Raw genomic sequence first — 15,811 nt, 5'->3', positions numbered from 1 at the left:
AATCGAACTACGGGCGAAAGAGGCGAACACGACTCACTCGAACCCAGTCCGCGCGACATCACTCATCGAACGTTCAGTTGCCGAACGCCTCGTAGTAAAGGACGCCAAGGGCGGTTCGACCGTCGTAGACGCCGTCAGTCTCGATTTCTTCCTTCAGCGCGTCGAACGTGGTCGTCGTCGGGCGAATGCTTTCGTTGTGGTCGAGTTCCTGCTTGCCGGTCGGGACGCAGCCGTGTGCCACGAAGTAGTGGAGAACGGAATCCGCGATTCCGTTCGCGGGTTCGACGGTGGTGAGGTGTGAAACGCGGGCGGCCTCGTAACCGGTTTCCTCGGTGAGTTCGCGGCGTGCGGACGCTTCGAGGTCGTCGTCTTCCGGTTCGACTCCGCCGACCGGCAGGCCGCGCGAGACGCGCGACACCGCCTGTCGCCACTCCTCGATGACGACCACGTCGCCATCTTCGGTGAAGGGGAGGACGACGACGCTCTCGGACTCCGAAAGGTAATCGAAATCCGTTTTCGTTCCGTCGGGCAGTCGTACGTCCTCGTGGCGAATGTCGAATCCGGGGCAGGCGTAGGCGACGTCGGATTCGAGCGTCTCCCACGCGAGGGGGTCGTCTTCGTCGGCCATAAGGTATCCTTTTCGACCGACGGCAAAGGCACTGCGGTCTTCGTTTTTGTCGCCACCCGTGAAATCGGTAGGCCTGACGTACCTCATTCGTGTCGGCTCGCTGACTCGGTAATCCGACGTTGCCACCGGCTCGTGGGGCGAACGATTCTCTCGCTTTATCCCGATTCCTCTCGAATTTGAGCGAACAATCCATGGAATCTCGCATCAGTCGTCGCGGTGTCCTTTCGGCGACGGCGGGTTTCGTAAGCGTCGGCGGAATCCGAACGAGCGGACAGGGAACGAACCACATCGTCGTTTTCGGCGGCGGTCCGCGGAATCCCATCGAATATCGCATTACGGTGAGCGGTCGTCTCGAACGGAGCAACGAGAGCGGTGGTGCACCTATCCCCGACCGCCACGTCACTATCGACGGTGAAGATACGATTTCCGGCGACGGAACCAACGCAAGCGGGGCGATTGCCGGCGGCGGCGATGCGTATGAATTCACCGGCCGAATCGTCCGATTCCGGGTTTCGCTGTCGGCGAATCGTGTGAACGACGTTTCGGTGTATCTGAACGGTCGGCGGGTCACACCTGCCGACCTCGGGGACGCCCCGGAAACGGACACGCCGATCGAATTTCTCGACTGCACCACGGCGCGGGTTAGGGGGAACTTCCACGGTGTCCGACTGCACACGAGTTTTTGGGACGAAGACGGCCTCGGAACCAACTGGTTGTTCGACGGCCCGATTCGCGGAACGACGCTCCTCAATCCTCGGTCGGAACACGAACCCTATCCGTTCGCTATCGACTCCGTGAGCGTCGATACGCGGCGACTACGGACGCCCGGACAGACCGCGAAGTTCACCGCGGACAATCCCTTCGCGGGGCCGTGGTGTCGAGCGCAACGCACGTCGGAGAACTCGTCAACCGAACGGCCGAACGGCGACCTATCGAACCATCTCGTTATCGTCGGTGGACTCCCTCGAAACCCGGCTCGATACGAGTTCGTCGTCGGGGGACAGGTCAAAAAAACCGGAGACGGCGGCGGTGCGCCCATCGCAAACCGACACGTCACCATCGACCGAACGGACCGTGTTTCCGGACGCCGCGTCCGCGGTGCGGTCGCTGGCGGCGGTGACGCCTACCGATTTTCCGGACGAATCGAGCGATTCAGAATCGGGCGCAACGCGAGGGTGTTTTTGAACGGACGGCGGATAGACCCGGACGATTTCGAAATGCACGAAGAGAACGACCAACCGGCGGACAACAACGGTGAACCGACAGACAACGAACCGGCGGGAGACGACGGCGAACAAGCGAAGAGTATCGAATTTCTCGCCTGCGACCGAGCGCGGGTGACCGGCGAGTTCGAGCGTATCGCCATCAGCACGACGTGGTACGCGCCGGACGGCGTCGCGACTTCCTACAACGAAATCGGGCCGGTGAGCGGCCAGACGGAAATCAACGAATCGAACGTCGGCGACGTGGCGGGTGTCGCTGGCTTCGCAATCACCGAAATAAGCGCCTTCGAATCCAATGCTGTGGACCCCACGATTTCGAAGCGACCGCCGAATCTGGACGCCTGTTTGCAGGAGATTCGTCCGGACGACGGAACCGAGACGACGAACACGAAAACGGACGAAGCGACGACTGACCGGTCCAGCGCGACGACAGAGGATTCGACACCGACCGAAGAACCATCGCCAACGACGGAGTCACACCCCTCGACAACCGAACCGGCGGAGCCGACGACTGAACAAGCGGAACCGACCGCCGAACCAGCAGACACAACCGCCGAACCGTCGGAACCGACGCCCGAACCGGAAACGGAGACTGTCGAGAGCGGTGAAAACGAAACTGCTTCAGAGAACGGTTCGGAGTAACGTTCCAGTCTTCGTTTTGCTGGCAAACCATCAGGCGGTTTCTATTTTGGTCTTCGACGACGACGAAGGGCTGTAATAATCAGACGCTGTCGGTGAGACCGCCGTCCACCCGGATGTTCTGTCCGGTCACGTAACTCGCTGACGGGGAGAGGAGGTATGCGACGGTATCAGCGATTTCGGAGGTGGCCGCGGGTCGCCCCATCGGAATTTGATTTTTTGTTTCCGCATCGACTTCGTAGCTATCCACGAACCCCGGTAACACCGCGTTCATTCGAATCCCGTCGTCGGCATATCGGTCGGCGTAGAGTTTCGTGAAACTACCGAGGCCTGCGCGAAGCACCGACGAAACCGGAAACTCACTGCTCGGTTCGAATGCCGAAAACGTGGAGATGTTCACGAACGCGCCACCACCTTGCTCCTTCATAATCGGAGTAACCAATCTCGCCATTCGAACCGCGTTCAACAAAACGAGGTCGAGTCCGTCGTGCCACTCTTCGTCCGAAATATCCAGCAACCCGCCAGTTGCCGGGTGACCGGTGTTGTTCACCACGGCGTCGATGCGACCGTATCGCTCCTTCGCGGCCGCCACCAGTGCAGAAAGATCGTCAGGGTCGGTTACCGACCCCTCGAATCCGACGCCGCCGATGTCTCTTGCCACATCGACTGCGGCGCCGGATTTCGACAACAAAACGGGCGTGTATCCGTCCGCTGTTAACGTTCGAGCGCATTCTGCGCCGATTCCGCGACCTGCTGCGGTAACGACGGCGACTTTTCGTTCGTCCATACCGGACCATCGTCGGATGGGGATTTGTGCGTTCGGAAACGGGCGAAATCAGCTCTGTTTCCCGTTCTCTTGCTCGATTCACAAGGAGACTTTCGTCAGATCTGCCTCCAACTCGTCCACGTGCTCGTTGAACGCCTCGACGAATCCCCGGAAATCGTCGGCGAGTTCGCGAACGTCGGGCGCGGACGGCGGTTCGTACTGCGAAACGAGGTAGGTGCCGCTCCGGCCGCCGACGCGGAGGTATGAAACGGAACTGTGGTCGCGCTTTAACTCCCATCGCTGGCCGTTGACTCGCGCGGTGAACGTTCCGTAATCCACGCCGTCGTATCGGTGGAGTTCGCCCGCGATCGTGTCGGCGACGTCGCGGATGCGCCCGACGATGCGGTCGCGTTCCGACACGACCGAATCCGTCGTGGAAACTGGCGGAAAGTCGGTTTCCACGTCGTCCAGTACACCCTCCTTCGATTCGACGTGGCGGTTGTACGCCCGCACGAACGCCTCGTAATCTTGCATCGCGTCGGCGAGATCGTCCGGATCCGGCGGTTGCTTGGCCGAAACGACGTAGATTTCGCCCCCGGACTTCCCCTTGAACCGGAGATACTGGAGGTCGCCGGCCTCGTATTTCACCGTCCACTCCCCGACGTTGGTGTCGAACGTCGCTTGGCCGTAATCGCCCCCCTGCAAGAGCGCGAGTTCGCGCGCAATCTGCCCTGCGTGTCGCGTAACCGCCGAGACGACCGCGTCCCGTTCCTCGGCGACGCGGTCGGTTTCAGCGATGTCGAAGTCGATTCCTTCGCTCATTCTGTTTGAGTAGGTACGTGAGGGGGATAACGGTGGTGTCTCGGGTCGCAAAACGCCTATCGTGATGTCGTGGTTCTTACCGAACGTTGCGCTCAACCGTATCGCTGGCGTCTACATCGACCGACCCACCGTCGAGTCGGATATCCGCGAGCGTCACGTTTTCCCAGTCGGACGGCACGTGAAGACTCCCACCGAGTCGCAAATCCCGGACGGTCAACCGGTCGCCGTCTGGCGCACTCCCGCTACCGCCAAGCGCGCGGTACTGGTTCGACGTGAGATAGCCGCCGTTGATGGTGCAGTAGGGAGCCTGCAGTGTGATTCCGCGCATATCAGGGACGTTGACGTGGCAGTTACGGAACGTGACGTACGGTCGGGTCACTTTGACGGCGTAGTTATACGTGTCACTCCCGCTGCCCTTGATTCGGACGTTGTCGTACACCGACTCGTCGGTCGCATCCGCCCCCGTGATGTCGAGGGCGCGTATCGTGCCGACATCGAGCGTAATATCGACGTTGCGGACGGTCACTTCGCCGTCGTCTTTGAACAGTTGCTTGACTGCCGCCCCGTCACCGTCCAACATCTCGACTTTCGTCCGCTCGACAATGGTGTTCCCCTCGTCGATTCGGATGCCGTTCGTTTTCCCGAAGTCCGAGTTGACGTTCCCATCGACGCGAACGTGACAGTCCCGTATGGACATGTTCTGCCCGGTTCGGATGTTCGCCACCTGATTGTTCGCCGCGAAACACCGCTCGATAACGGCCCGTTCGCCACCTTTGATGTACAGACCGTTGTTGGGGAATCCACGGATGTCACAGCCGTAGAAGTGGAGGATTCCCTTGCTCTCGCTCTGGACGCCGATACCGACCGGATGATTCGTGCTGCCGGTATCCGGGTCGTACTTCCCGCCGTCACGGGCGACGATGCTCACGTACCCGTGACCACCTTCACCGGTGACCCACGGGTTGACCGTCGCATATCCGTCGTTTCCGTCGTAACTGCCGTCCGCGAACTGCATCTCCCCTTCGATGCGAACACCGTCGATGACTAGTCGATTGGTTGGACGGGCGATGATGAGCGGACAACCGGGGTTTTGCGAGCTACCGTTATCAATATCGAATGTGAGATTGCGGAATGTGACGCTGTTTTCGTAGGATGGGTCTGTGTTATCGGTGCTAGAGCCGAGGATGAACAGTCGGGACAGTTGCTCGTACGGTTCGTCAACTCGGATGGTCGCGCGAGGCTGGCCGACAAACGCGACGTTCTCGAATCCGGTTTTCTCGAACCGGGCGTCCATGTAGTAGGTTCCTTGCGGAAATACGAAAACGACGTTGTCGGCGAACTCGTCTTCCAGCACGGGATTGATGGATTCGCCGCCGGTCGGGTCGCCCCCGGCCTCGACGACGTCAACGACCTTCCAGTCGGCGACGGAGAGACCGCCGATTAGTTTCGTGTCGGCATCAAGTAACAATTCGCCACCCTCTCGCGCGCGCACCAGTGGCTTACCCTGCGTGGAGTCCCACAGTTGCAAATTCCCGTTGCCAGACCCGGAGGACGACCACGACGAATGGTCGTCCGCCGCGCTAATGTCGTCGAGGTTGACGAGACTGTGGCCGTCGGCGTCGATGTCCGCTTCCATCGAATTCGACCCGTCGATATGTAACGAACCGTCTCTCGCGCTCGCTCGTTCCGACCCGAGGAGGCCGAGCCCCGCAAACCCTGTCGCCGCTATCAGTGCTCTCCGGGATAGTTCTCCTGCTGGCTTCGTCTCACTGTCGTCTGTATTCGGCATACGATTTATTCATTAATATATCATAATATTATTATTTCTATATTAACCATGGTTAGGAAATTTATATATGAATATTGGTGTTCTAGAGTTAGGGATAAAAATAGTGAACATTTCATTGCCATCAAATCGCTCCTCTTCACGGGTTTGCCGCAATCGAAACACCTCGCTGTCGCTCGGTGTGTTGAGAATGCGGGATGAATAGTGGGCCGGCGCGAATTCGAATCGCGGTTACGGCCACCCGAAGGCCGAAGGATACCAGGCTACCCCACCGGCCCGCAAATGAGAAATGGCGATACCCGCCTTTAACGGTTCCGGAATTATGGCGTCAGTAGTCGGCGTAACCCTCGGTATCGAGGTAGTTGTGGGCGACCGTCATCGCGTGATTTCCGTGTAGGAGCTTCGGCCCCAATCGAACGCGCAGGTCCGATTGTTCCGCCAACAATTCGGCCTCTTCGTCGGAGAAATCGCCGTGGTCGGAGAGGACGAACAGCGGGTTTTCCGGCGGTTCGACATCGACCACGGGACTGCCGTCCTCGTGCAGTTCGATGACCGTGGCTTTTTTGCTGGCCGCGTCGAGAACCGCCTCGAAATCGCGCTTCGAGACGTAGACGCCGGGCGTGCTTTCGGCCTCCATGTGACCGATAGCTTTCGATTTCGCTTCCAACGCCTTCCGAATCAATGCCGCGGTGCTTCGTTCGTCGGGGTTGAGTCGGCGAAGTTCGCTTCCCTCGAATCGAATCGTCAGTTCGTCTTGCAGGACGAGAAAGAGGCGGGCGTCGCCGCGGAAGTCGTGCGAGAGGAAAAATGCGCTGTTGACGCACCGACAGAGGGCGTCCAGTCGCCCCGCCGAACCGGCGAGGTCGTCTAACGAGAAGTCGGAAGTCATCGGGGCGTCGTGGCCGAGGACGATGAACTGTCGCATGTTCGGACGCTGGACACGACGGCGTAAGTCGCTTGCTGAATCCGGGGAGCGTATCGACCCGCGTCTAGCCGTCGTCCTCGCTGAAGTGCTCGTACACCCATCCGGACGTGGCGGAGAGGCGTTTCAGATAGGCGATGAAAAAGAGCAGGAGGATTTCGTGCCACGCCAGCGACGCGGAGGAGGTGATGCGTTTGTAAAACCGAATCGGATGCGGTGGAAGATAGTTCCGCGGATTCAGCAAACTCGGTTTTTCGACGCGTTCGGGATGATATCTCTGCATCTGGGCGCGCCCCCGACCGAGTCGGAAGTGCTTTTTCAGGAGTTCGAGAAGCGACGAGCGAGCAGGGTGATACATCGTAATCGCGGGTTGGTAATGCTGGTCGAATCCGGCGTCGTATACCCGATTGCCGAACTCTTGATCCTCGCCCGAGAACAGTCGTTCGTCGAAGTCGCCGACTTCGTCGAATACGGTATCCCGAACGACGAGACAACCGGTTCCCGAAAACTGCTGTTCTTCGATGTACTTTCGAATCGGGAAGCCGAAAATCTGGTTGTACTTTGCTGTGAGAGTATCCTTGCCGTCTTCGATGTAAATTTCGACGTTACAGCCCATGTAGTCCCAATCGTTCGACTCCATCGACGCGACGGCGTCTTCGAGCCACGTCTCCTCGACGGTCATGTCGGCGTCGATGAACGCCAACAGCGACCCGTTCGCTCGCGGGATTGCAGCGTTTCGCGCGGCCGCAGGCCCTTGCACTTCGTCTTCGACCAACAGATGAACGAGGTCGGGGAATCGTTCGGAGTATTTCCGGACGACATCCCTAGTGTTATCGGTAGATCCGTTATCGGCGACCAGGATCTCGTACCCTTCGGGAGAATACGTCTGATTCGTGACAGCATCGAGAGTCATCCGAATTCCCCTCGGGTCGTTGTATACGGGGATGATGACAGAGACAAACGGCCGCTCGGAAGCCATATCATCAGACTGTTCTAGCACGCTTATAGCCCCTTCGGTTCCGCTAACACGCAACTCGTAACGCTTGATACGTGCCCTCTCGGCACACAGTGGTCCGAATGAATTCTGTTCGATATTCTGTCGTGTTCCTGTTGCTCGTTGCCGATGCGCTGGTTACCGATTCGTTCGTCGTGTATTCGTATCATTTAACACGCTACCGTGACGCAGTCGCTCTTCAATACTCAATTTTGACCCAATCCAGACCTGATTGTAGACGGCGCTACTCCGGAACTGAGTATAAAAATTGTGGCAGCTTGCGGTCATGAATTGGCGGGTATCCCCGGTTTTTCGGCGTCTCCGGGCACTGAAATCCCGGAATCGACATGTACGATCGCCTCACGAATGCCCCGGTTCGAAACTCCCGTTACGAGGTTCGGCGGTAACGCGCGCAAGAAATCAGAGTACGACGACAAACCCACCTAACACCGCCAGTGCTCCGAGAGCGACACAGACCACCCAGAAGGCGACTCGTTCGACCACCCAAAGAAGGCCATCGATTGCGAGGTACCCGACGAGGGCGCTGACACCAATCACAGTGGCCGCCGTGGATAGCTGGATTTCGGGAACGCCGGAATTCAGTACCGTCAGCGACCCTGCGCCGAGCGCGGCGGGAATCGAGAGCAGAAACGATAGTCGGAATGCCGACCCGCCGTCAAAGCCCCGAAACAGGAGCACGCTCGTGGTCGTACCGGAGCGCGAAACACCGGGTAAGATTGCGACTCCCTGTAGTGTTCCGACGAGTACCGCGTCGATGAGCGTGGGCGACTCGCGCATTCCGAGTTGGTTTCCCAACTTCATCCCGTCGGCGGTTTTGAGCAGGGCACCAGTTCCGACTAGCAAAACGCCGATTAGCGCAACAAACATCCCGCCCGCGAGTTCGCTCACCACCGCGTCGAGGGTTCGATAGACGACGACGCCGACGACGCCGGAGACGAGGGTCGCAACCGCGAGAAAGGACTGTTCGGCCGAGCCGCTGTGGAACGCGGAACTCGGTCGCCAGTTCGGAACGGATTGGACTATTTTCGTCACGTCGTCGCGGTAATACACCGTCGCGGAGAGGGCGGTTCCGACGTGAAGGAACAGCGCGAACTGCACCGCAAACGCCGGATTTTCGCCCGTCGCGGTGAGAAAAAGGACGAGATTTCCTTCGCTTGAGATGGGTAGCCACTCGAAAATCCCTTGCAGGATTCCGGCGACGAGAGCGACGACGAGCGACCGATTCGACATTAGATAGGTATTGGCAGGTAGGGTGAAAAGACGATTCGATTTGGAGAGCGAACGCGAGAACGGTGGAAAACAAGTTACCCCGCTATTCCATCGTCTGCAGGCGTTGGTCGACTCCGCTGTTTAAATCGCCGCATCGCGCGTAATCTTGTGGTTAATGAATTTCAAAATCGATAGATGTTTACGGATTCAGTATCCGTAGCCGATTGTGACTATTCCGGCACTTGTGACTATCAGAATACGTCGCATTCGATTGAGCTTACTCGTCGTCGCGGGTCAGTTCGCTCGCATCCAATTCTCCCGCGAGATACGATTTTCCCTCGTCGGTAATCTGGTAGAGTCCGTTACCGAGGTTTCGCAAGAGGCCGTAGGCCGCGAGGGTGCGACAGCGCCGCCCGACGTATTTTGGATGATAGTCCATCTCCGGGCCGAGTTCAGCCAATCCGTCGGTAATCTGCGACGGCTGGTGGTTGCCGTAGTCGGCGAGAAATTCTACGATTCGCTCGTCGGCGTGTGCCATCCACTCTGCGTGTCGTCGCATACCTTCGACAGTGGGTGGCGGGAGTATCACTGTACCGTCGGGGGATGTATAAGTACCTAGAAGTAATTTATAAGTTACCAGCGTGTGAACAGTCGAGTGCGGAAACAGGTTGTCGAGAGACAACATGGGAATGTACCACCACCACTCAATCACAACCGGTGTCTGTTTCCGCACCTGTCGTCTGTCCACCTGTCCGTCCGAAACAGGAACAGACCGCCACACCCGCATCGGTTCGGTCGATGGAGGGCCGAGCCAAGCGACACTCGATGCGGGTGCTTTCCTTGCGAATGACCGTTCGACCGAGACGCCCAAGTCAGATGGCTCCCGAATCGGAGGCCACCGGAATCGGAAACCGGTTTACCGCGTGACTCCCACGGAAGCAACATGGACGTACTTTCCGCGGCGCGGCGAGTCATCGACGAGGGGCCGGTGTGCGACGCCTGCCTCGGTCGCCAGTTCGCAGACCGGAGTTTCGGCCTGTCGAACGCGGAGCGCGGCCACTCGCTCAGGATTACGGTCGCACTGGAGGACGACGAGGATTTCGAGGATTTCGAGGAATCCGGCGAAGAGTGTTGGGTCTGTGAAGGTCTCACGAACGACTTCGAAAGATACGCAGAGCAAGTCGCAGACACTCTCTCCAGCATCGACTTCGAGACGTACCAAGTTGGCACGCGCACCCCGCCGCTCATTGAGGAGAACGAGTCACTGCTCCGCGATTTGGCCGATCTCCCCGAAGACACGGGTGAATTGTTTAAATCCGAGTATAACCGCGAGGTCGGCAAGCGCGTCGGCGCGCTGACCGACACGGAAGTCGATTTCGAGCGACCCGACGTTCTCGCCCTCCTCAACCTCGAACGCGGTGACGTGGACGTGCAGATCAACCCTGCCTTCGTTTTCGGACGCTATCGAAAACTGGAGCGCGACATTCCACAAACCGAGTGGCCCTGCCGGGAGTGCGGCGGGTCGGGCAAGCAACTCGCCGAAGGCGGCGGCGAGGAACCCTGTGACTACTGCGGCGGCGACGGCTACCTCTACAGCAAAAGCGTGGAAGAGTTGACGACACCCCCGGTTCTCGACGCGATGGACGGCGACGAGGCCCTCTTTCACGGCGCGGGCAGAGAGGACGTGGACGCCCTCATGCTCGGGACGGGTCGCCCGTTCGTCATCGAAATTAAAAAACCAAAACAGCGCGCCCCCGACACGACCGCGCTCGAAGCCGAAATCAACGAGTTCGCTGATGGAAACGCCGAAGTCGAGGGTCTCACTCTCGCCACGCACGAGATGGTCGAACGCGTGAAGGAACTCGACGCGAGCAAAACCTACCGCGCACAGGTCAAGTTCGACGCCGCCGTCACCGAAGTGGAACTCGCCGACGCAATCGAACACCTGCGCGGTGCGACTGTCGAACAGTACACGCCGAATCGGGTTGACCACCGTCGGGCAAATCTGACCCGCGTACGAGAAGTGTATGAAATCGACGGCCACCTCGACGACGAAACGCACGGCCAAGTCGAGATTCACGGCGAAGGCGGACTCTACATCAAGGAACTGGTGAGCGGCGACGGAGGGCGGACGGAACCGAGTTTGGCCGGACTGCTCGGCGTCGGTGCCGAAGTGACCGCACTGGACGTGATTGCCGTGGAGGGCGAGGACGAAGCGTTCGACGAAGACGAATACCTGCGAGAATAGGTTCTTCGGAAGTTCCCACTTCCGTATTTGCATTTTTGAGAGTGGTGAGTTAGCAGTGACGGGACTGCTGTCACGGAAGTTGCGAGGCGCAAATCACGTCGCCCGCGCCCAACCGCAGGACAGGCGGGCCACTGACCCGCCATCCAGATCAAAGTCGGATGGCCGATTTCGAGGTGGAAATTCGTCACTCCGAAACCAGTGGCAAGCCGCGCAAAACACTTGGCGGTCATCTCCTCGACAGAATTAGTTCCGATATCGGTATCAGAAAAACATATTACTGCTGTTTCTACATTCATTTCTCTCACAATTTTACGAATGCACACTCTCCTCACTCACGGAGTTACGCAAGATAGTTGAATCCGCTCCCCCGAAACACGGGTATGACCGACTATTTCGAAGTTCACGACCGGGATGGGGCGGCCCGCATCGGGGAACTCCGCCTCGCCGAGTCCGTGACCACGCCCGGACTCGCGGACGAGGTGGTTTCCGACGCGGGAAGCCTCTGGTTCAAGGAGCGCGAAATGCCGGATGGCGACGAATCGGAACTGACCGTCCTGCCCCACCGGGCATTCCCGCGCGGCACCGACGAGGAAGTGATGGAATCGTTCGCCGTGGACTATCCCGACGTGGACTACCCAAGCGCCGCCGTAATCGCACCCGAAACAGCCGAGAATTACGGCACCGACGCCTACGTTCTCTCGGGTGCGCAGGGCGTTGTCGGTCACGGAGCGGGATTCAAAGAGGCAGTTCTCGAAACGCGCGAGGCGATTCCCTCGGATAGCGCGCTCTTTCTGTCCGGCGTCGCCACGCCGAAGAACGTCGCCACGCTGGTCTACGCTGGAGTTGACCTCGTGGACGCAGACCGCGCCGTGGTCAAGGGAACCCAAGGAAAATACCTGACGACGGAAGGCGAGTATCATCTGGAAGACCTACAAGAACTCCCGTGTTCTTGCCCGGCCTGCCAGCGCCCGGTGGACGAGTTTACTCGCGAAGACTGCGCTGATCACAACGTGAACGCGCTCCGGGCCGAGTTGGCAATCGTTCGCCAGCGAATCCGTGCGGGACGACTTCGGGATTACATCGAGGGGCAAGCCCGACACGACCAGTGGCTCACCGCCGCGTTTCGCGAGTTCGACCAGCAGTGGAGCTACGTGGAAGAACGAACCCCGGTTCTCCGGAACACGGAACTCGCCGCCGCGACCTCGGACTCCCTGCGCCGAGTCGAAATTCACCGGTTCGCCGACCGCGTGACGACGCGCTATCGAGGTCGGTTCGACAACCCGCTGGTGCTGCTTCCCTGTTCGGCGAAAAAGCCGTACAGCGAATCGCAGAGTCACGGCCAGTACCACGACGCCATCCAGTTCCGCGCGCACAAGGTGTCGATGACCAGTCCAATTGGCGTCGTGCCGCAGGAACTCGAACTCACCTATCCGGCTCAGCATTACGATTCGGTCGTCACGGGTCGTTGGAGCGAGGACGAAAAGCAGTTCGTGGCCGAGGTTCTGCGTCGGTATCTGGAGCGAAACGAGTATCCCCGCGTCATCGCGCACGTACCTGAGGAGGGCTATCGCGACGTTTGCGAGCGAGTCGAAGCGGCCCTCGACGTGGAGTTCGAATACACCGTAGAGGGGCATCCGACGAGCACGGAATCGCTCGCCAACCTTGCTAGCACCCTCTCGGGCGAACTCAAGTACGGCAAGCGCGAGCGCCAGCACAACACGGTTCGCGGAATCGCGGACTACCAGTTCGGTGACGGTGCGGGCGACGAACTCTTTTCGTCGATCAACATCGAGAGTCGCTACCCGAAACTCCGGGTTCACGACGACGACGGGAAACAGTTGGCGGCGATGGTTCCCCAGTACGGCACGCTCTCGTTCACGCTCGCCGGAGCGCGCCAGTGGGTCGAAAGCGACGCGCCCGTGAAACGAATCGAAATCGACGCCTTCGCGCCCCACGGGAGCGTCCTCGCGCCGGGTATCGTGGACGCTGACGACGACATTCGCGTCGGCGACGAAGTCGTCATCGAGGGGCCGAAGGCATTCGCCATCGGACGCGCGGAGATGTCCGGACCGGAGATGGTGGAATCGACGCGCGGCGTCTCGGCGGACGTGCGCCACGTTGAAGAGAAATAGCGGGGTTCCGAGACTTACCAACTATATAAATCCGAACCGGGCGCCGGTCGGTCACGGGTCGAAATTAGGCGATAAATAATAACCTTCTCCGCGTTGGTACACTCCAGTATGGGAGTACCCGCCACCATCGAGTTCGACGACGCGATTCAACAACGCATCTACGACGAGGTCGAACGCAACGGTTCCGTCTCCGTCGAGGAACTCCGCGACCAAGTCCGAATCGACTCGCCGACCGGGTCGAAACCGGCCCGGTCCGGAACGACGGAGCCACAGGTTCGGATTCCACCGGAGGAGTTCCGGAAATACGTCTCCGCGCTGTTGGACGCGGGTCACCTCACCGAAGAGGAAGGCGAACTGCACCTCGCACTGGACAACGACGTGGAGGAGTACGAGGACGAGGGGCTTTCGTACCGAATCCGACAAGCCCACCAGTTCAACCGCCGCGGTATCGAAACCGCGATTCGTGAAGTCGCCGACGAAGGGGCGTCGATTTCCGCTGAGCGAGTCGCGGCGGACATCGACGACGAAGGTGCCCTGCTTCGCAACAACGACCGGCGCTCGCGAATGTTCTACGTCGCAACCGTCGCCGACGGCGAGAACGAAGGCGAAGTCGTGGGATGGGTTCACCTTGACGCCCCGGAACTCGACAAACTGCGCCACACCGCCGAACTAACCGTGGGCGTCCGCGAACCGTACCGCAAACACGGTATCGGCAGCCGACTGCTGGAGCGCGCGATGGCGTGGGCGAACGACGCCGGCTACCAGAAAGTGTACCAGAGCCTTCCCGGGACGAACGAGACGGCAATCGACCTCCTCGAAGATTTCAGTTGGGAAACCGAAGCGGTTCGGAAAGACCACTATCTCGTCGGCGACGAATTCGTTGACGAAGTGATGATGGCTCGAAAGCTCTAGCGGGAGCGTTTTTCGGGCGTTTGGTTCCTTTGTGTCCCTTCCCCCGACGGCGATTTCTGAGACTCGATCGTTCAGTTGTTGTTTCCACGGCGTCCGCGAAGGAGCGACCACATCGCGCTCATCAACAGACCGCCGATAAATAGCAAGAGAAGCGGCCAGAGGACGACCGGTCCGGCAACCGCCACCGGAGCGACTGCTATCTCCCCCGCGACGGTCATCGTCGTACCTCGGTCGGCGTATCGATGGCAATCCACTGGTCTGCCCGCTCCGGATTCCGGATTTCGACCCAGCCGTTCGGACAGAAAATCGTCTCGTAGTGACTCCGTGCGTCCGTCATCCCTCGGGACAGTCGGCTGTGTCCATTCACCCCGCCTGACCGGTTGCTGGACGCGTACTTTGTTATCCGCGCCGTAGCCGAAATAAGATCGGCCTGACTACCGTGCCAGTGGGAGATTATAACTCTTCTCACGCTCCATGACGGCTTCCCACGTGTGTTCGCACTCGCAGGTCACTTCGTCGAACACGGAGGGATCTTGTCGGAGGTCGAAGTCCTTGATCGCCTTTTGGGCGAGGTCGTCGCATTCGCCGCAGTTGTGCGCGCCGCGGTCCGACCCGTGGCCGACGGGGTCGGAGATGACGATTGCGGGCACGTCAGCCGTATCCTGTAGCACCTCGCAGACGCTCCAGAGCCACGGCGGCCGGTAGCCGTTTCGGAAGTAGAGTTCGTCTACCATCGTGTATCGCTGTACGTTCGTCGGGTTCATCGACACCGTGTGGGCGTACTCGGCGCATTTCCGAATCGACTCCTTCATGTCCTGCACTGCGTCGGCTTCAGAAAGGAACGGCGGTTTCATCAGCAGATAGGCCTTGATACCCGCCCCGACTGATTCGGCGTGTTCGCTTGCCTCGATGAACTGTTCGAAGTCGAAGTACTTGTTCACGCAGTCTTTCCGAACGCGGTCGTTCGCCGTCTCCAACCCGATTGCTACGTCGGTTTCGAGACCGACGTCGGTGAAGTCCTCCAACTTTGCTTTCTCCACGAAATCCGGCAAGCTCTCGACCACGATTCGGTCGCGGTCGGAAAACGTCTCGGCGATAGCCTGCCGGGTTTCGGCACCGACTTCACGCTCGTCCAAAAACGAACCGGAGGTGTAGATTTTGATGAGACCGCTCTTCTCGTCCGCGTTTTCGCGCTCGTGGTCGAGACAGACCTCGATCTGATCCATCAGCGCCTCGTGGCCGACGCTTCCGCCTTCGACCGATTCGGCGACGTAGCCGCACATCGTACAGCCACCGGCCCGCGCCCAGCGACAGCCACCCGTGTTGAGGATGATGGTCAAACTTTGGTAGACGCCGTCCGGCGTGTTGTCCTCGTCCAGCCACACTCGCGTCGGTTCGTGCGGGTCGTAGTGTTTCTCCTTCCGGGCGCGAATATCGCGCATCACGGAGTTGTGGGCATCCATTCCCTTACCCCGTTCGTAGCTCTCGGGAGTCGGCGTACTCATTGTA

General features: G+C 59.4%; 15 protein-coding genes and 1 tRNA gene. 4 read left to right on the top strand and 12 right to left on the bottom strand.

What is annotated here, in order from left to right:
* Positions 1–73: 73 nt before the first annotated feature.
* Complete coding sequence (locus tag LIX15_RS03550; RefSeq protein ID WP_227776961.1) at positions 74–628, bottom strand: NUDIX hydrolase; 555 nt, start codon at positions 626–628, stop codon at positions 74–76.
* A 191-nt stretch (positions 629–819) separates the two neighbouring features.
* On the opposite strand from LIX15_RS03550, the gene LIX15_RS03545 reads away from it, so the two are divergent.
* Complete coding sequence (locus tag LIX15_RS03545; RefSeq protein ID WP_227776129.1) at positions 820–2,493, top strand: hypothetical protein; 1,674 nt, start codon at positions 820–822, stop codon at positions 2,491–2,493.
* A 79-nt stretch (positions 2,494–2,572) separates the two neighbouring features.
* On the opposite strand, the gene LIX15_RS03540 is transcribed toward LIX15_RS03545, so the two are convergent.
* The 8 genes from LIX15_RS03540 to LIX15_RS03505 all read right to left on the bottom strand — a co-directional run bounded on the left by LIX15_RS03540 (position 2,573) and on the right by LIX15_RS03505 (position 9,569).
* Positions 2,573–3,277, bottom strand: coding sequence for an SDR family oxidoreductase (locus tag LIX15_RS03540; RefSeq protein ID WP_227776128.1), 705 nt, complete (start codon positions 3,275–3,277; stop codon positions 2,573–2,575).
* 78 nt (positions 3,278–3,355) lie between these two features.
* The gene (locus LIX15_RS03535) at positions 3,356–4,078 is read right to left on the bottom strand and encodes a profilin-fold protein (RefSeq protein WP_227776127.1); all 723 of its coding nucleotides are present in this window, start codon (positions 4,076–4,078) and stop codon (positions 3,356–3,358) included.
* Positions 4,079–4,154: 76 nt separating this feature from the next.
* Positions 4,155–5,867 (bottom strand): right-handed parallel beta-helix repeat-containing protein, encoded by a 1,713-nt coding sequence (locus tag LIX15_RS03530; RefSeq protein WP_227776126.1) that lies wholly within the window; start codon positions 5,865–5,867, stop codon positions 4,155–4,157.
* A gap of 202 nt (positions 5,868–6,069) precedes the next feature.
* Positions 6,070–6,142: transfer RNA gene (locus tag LIX15_RS03525), tRNA-Pro, on the bottom strand.
* Positions 6,143–6,192: 50 nt separating this feature from the next.
* Complete coding sequence (gene trmY, locus LIX15_RS03520; RefSeq protein WP_227776125.1) at positions 6,193–6,789, bottom strand: tRNA (pseudouridine(54)-N(1))-methyltransferase TrmY; 597 nt, start codon at positions 6,787–6,789, stop codon at positions 6,193–6,195.
* A 64-nt stretch (positions 6,790–6,853) separates the two neighbouring features.
* The gene (locus tag LIX15_RS03515; RefSeq protein ID WP_227776124.1) at positions 6,854–7,765 is read right to left on the bottom strand and encodes a glycosyltransferase family 2 protein; all 912 of its coding nucleotides are present in this window, start codon (positions 7,763–7,765) and stop codon (positions 6,854–6,856) included.
* A 435-nt stretch (positions 7,766–8,200) separates the two neighbouring features.
* Complete coding sequence (locus LIX15_RS03510) at positions 8,201–9,031, bottom strand: undecaprenyl-diphosphate phosphatase (protein WP_227776123.1); 831 nt, start codon at positions 9,029–9,031, stop codon at positions 8,201–8,203.
* Positions 9,032–9,287: 256 nt separating this feature from the next.
* Positions 9,288–9,569, bottom strand: a complete 282-nt coding sequence (locus LIX15_RS03505; protein ID WP_227776122.1) for a winged helix-turn-helix domain-containing protein — start codon at positions 9,567–9,569, stop codon at positions 9,288–9,290.
* A 384-nt stretch (positions 9,570–9,953) separates the two neighbouring features.
* Between LIX15_RS03505 and LIX15_RS03500 the strand changes: the two genes are divergently transcribed.
* The 3 genes from LIX15_RS03500 (at position 9,954) to LIX15_RS03490 (ending at position 14,302) form a co-directional block, all read left to right on the top strand.
* A complete protein-coding gene (locus LIX15_RS03500) occupies positions 9,954–11,258 on the top strand; it encodes a tRNA pseudouridine(54/55) synthase Pus10 (RefSeq protein ID WP_227776121.1) in 1,305 nt (434 codons plus the stop codon).
* Positions 11,259–11,638: 380 nt separating this feature from the next.
* Positions 11,639–13,390 (top strand): archaeosine synthase subunit alpha, encoded by a 1,752-nt coding sequence (gene arcS / locus LIX15_RS03495; RefSeq protein WP_227776120.1) that lies wholly within the window; start codon positions 11,639–11,641, stop codon positions 13,388–13,390.
* A gap of 108 nt (positions 13,391–13,498) precedes the next feature.
* The gene (locus tag LIX15_RS03490) at positions 13,499–14,302 is read left to right on the top strand and encodes a GNAT family N-acetyltransferase (RefSeq protein WP_227776119.1); all 804 of its coding nucleotides are present in this window, start codon (positions 13,499–13,501) and stop codon (positions 14,300–14,302) included.
* Positions 14,303–14,373: 71 nt separating this feature from the next.
* On the opposite strand, the gene LIX15_RS03485 is transcribed toward LIX15_RS03490, so the two are convergent.
* The 3 genes from LIX15_RS03485 to LIX15_RS03480 form a co-directional block, all read right to left on the bottom strand.
* A complete protein-coding gene (locus tag LIX15_RS03485; protein WP_227776118.1) occupies positions 14,374–14,520 on the bottom strand; it encodes a hypothetical protein in 147 nt (48 codons plus the stop codon).
* Entirely contained in the window at positions 14,517–14,639 is a 123-nt protein-coding gene (locus tag LIX15_RS32695; protein WP_265338406.1) for a hypothetical protein, read from the bottom strand. Before LIX15_RS32695 ends, LIX15_RS03485 begins: the two co-directional genes overlap by 4 nt.
* 97 nt (positions 14,640–14,736) lie before the next feature.
* A complete protein-coding gene (locus LIX15_RS03480; protein ID WP_227776117.1) occupies positions 14,737–15,807 on the bottom strand; it encodes an archaeosine biosynthesis radical SAM protein RaSEA in 1,071 nt (356 codons plus the stop codon).
* Positions 15,808–15,811: the final 4 nt, after the last annotated feature.

The organism is Haladaptatus pallidirubidus (assembly GCF_020700235.1).
In the GTDB taxonomy this organism is placed as follows: domain Archaea; phylum Halobacteriota; class Halobacteria; order Halobacteriales; family Haladaptataceae; genus Haladaptatus; species Haladaptatus pallidirubidus.
This window is presented reverse-complemented; position numbering and strand designations above follow the sequence as displayed.

Excerpts from the sequence above, each read along its gene's own strand:
- LIX15_RS03550 (WP_227776961.1), bottom strand. The coding sequence starts at position 628 with ATGGCCGACGAAGACGACCCCCTCGCGTGGGAGACGCTCGAATCCGAC.
- LIX15_RS03545 (WP_227776129.1), top strand. The coding sequence starts at position 820 with ATGGAATCTCGCATCAGTCGTCGCGGTGTCCTTTCGGCGACGGCGGGT.
- LIX15_RS03540 (WP_227776128.1), bottom strand. The coding sequence starts at position 3,277 with ATGGACGAACGAAAAGTCGCCGTCGTTACCGCAGCAGGTCGCGGAATC.
- LIX15_RS03535 (WP_227776127.1), bottom strand. The coding sequence starts at position 4,078 with ATGAGCGAAGGAATCGACTTCGACATCGCTGAAACCGACCGCGTCGCC.
- LIX15_RS03530 (WP_227776126.1), bottom strand. The coding sequence starts at position 5,867 with ATGCCGAATACAGACGACAGTGAGACGAAGCCAGCAGGAGAACTATCC.
- trmY (WP_227776125.1), bottom strand. The coding sequence starts at position 6,789 with ATGCGACAGTTCATCGTCCTCGGCCACGACGCCCCGATGACTTCCGAC.
- LIX15_RS03515 (WP_227776124.1), bottom strand. The coding sequence starts at position 7,765 with ATGGCTTCCGAGCGGCCGTTTGTCTCTGTCATCATCCCCGTATACAAC.
- LIX15_RS03510 (WP_227776123.1), bottom strand. The coding sequence starts at position 9,031 with ATGTCGAATCGGTCGCTCGTCGTCGCTCTCGTCGCCGGAATCCTGCAA.
- LIX15_RS03505 (WP_227776122.1), bottom strand. The coding sequence starts at position 9,569 with ATGCGACGACACGCAGAGTGGATGGCACACGCCGACGAGCGAATCGTA.
- LIX15_RS03500 (WP_227776121.1), top strand. The coding sequence starts at position 9,954 with ATGGACGTACTTTCCGCGGCGCGGCGAGTCATCGACGAGGGGCCGGTG.
- arcS (WP_227776120.1), top strand. The coding sequence starts at position 11,639 with ATGACCGACTATTTCGAAGTTCACGACCGGGATGGGGCGGCCCGCATC.
- LIX15_RS03490 (WP_227776119.1), top strand. The coding sequence starts at position 13,499 with ATGGGAGTACCCGCCACCATCGAGTTCGACGACGCGATTCAACAACGC.
- LIX15_RS03485 (WP_227776118.1), bottom strand. The coding sequence starts at position 14,520 with ATGACCGTCGCGGGGGAGATAGCAGTCGCTCCGGTGGCGGTTGCCGGA.
- LIX15_RS32695 (WP_265338406.1), bottom strand. The coding sequence starts at position 14,639 with ATGACGGACGCACGGAGTCACTACGAGACGATTTTCTGTCCGAACGGC.
- LIX15_RS03480 (WP_227776117.1), bottom strand. The coding sequence starts at position 15,807 with ATGAGTACGCCGACTCCCGAGAGCTACGAACGGGGTAAGGGAATGGAT.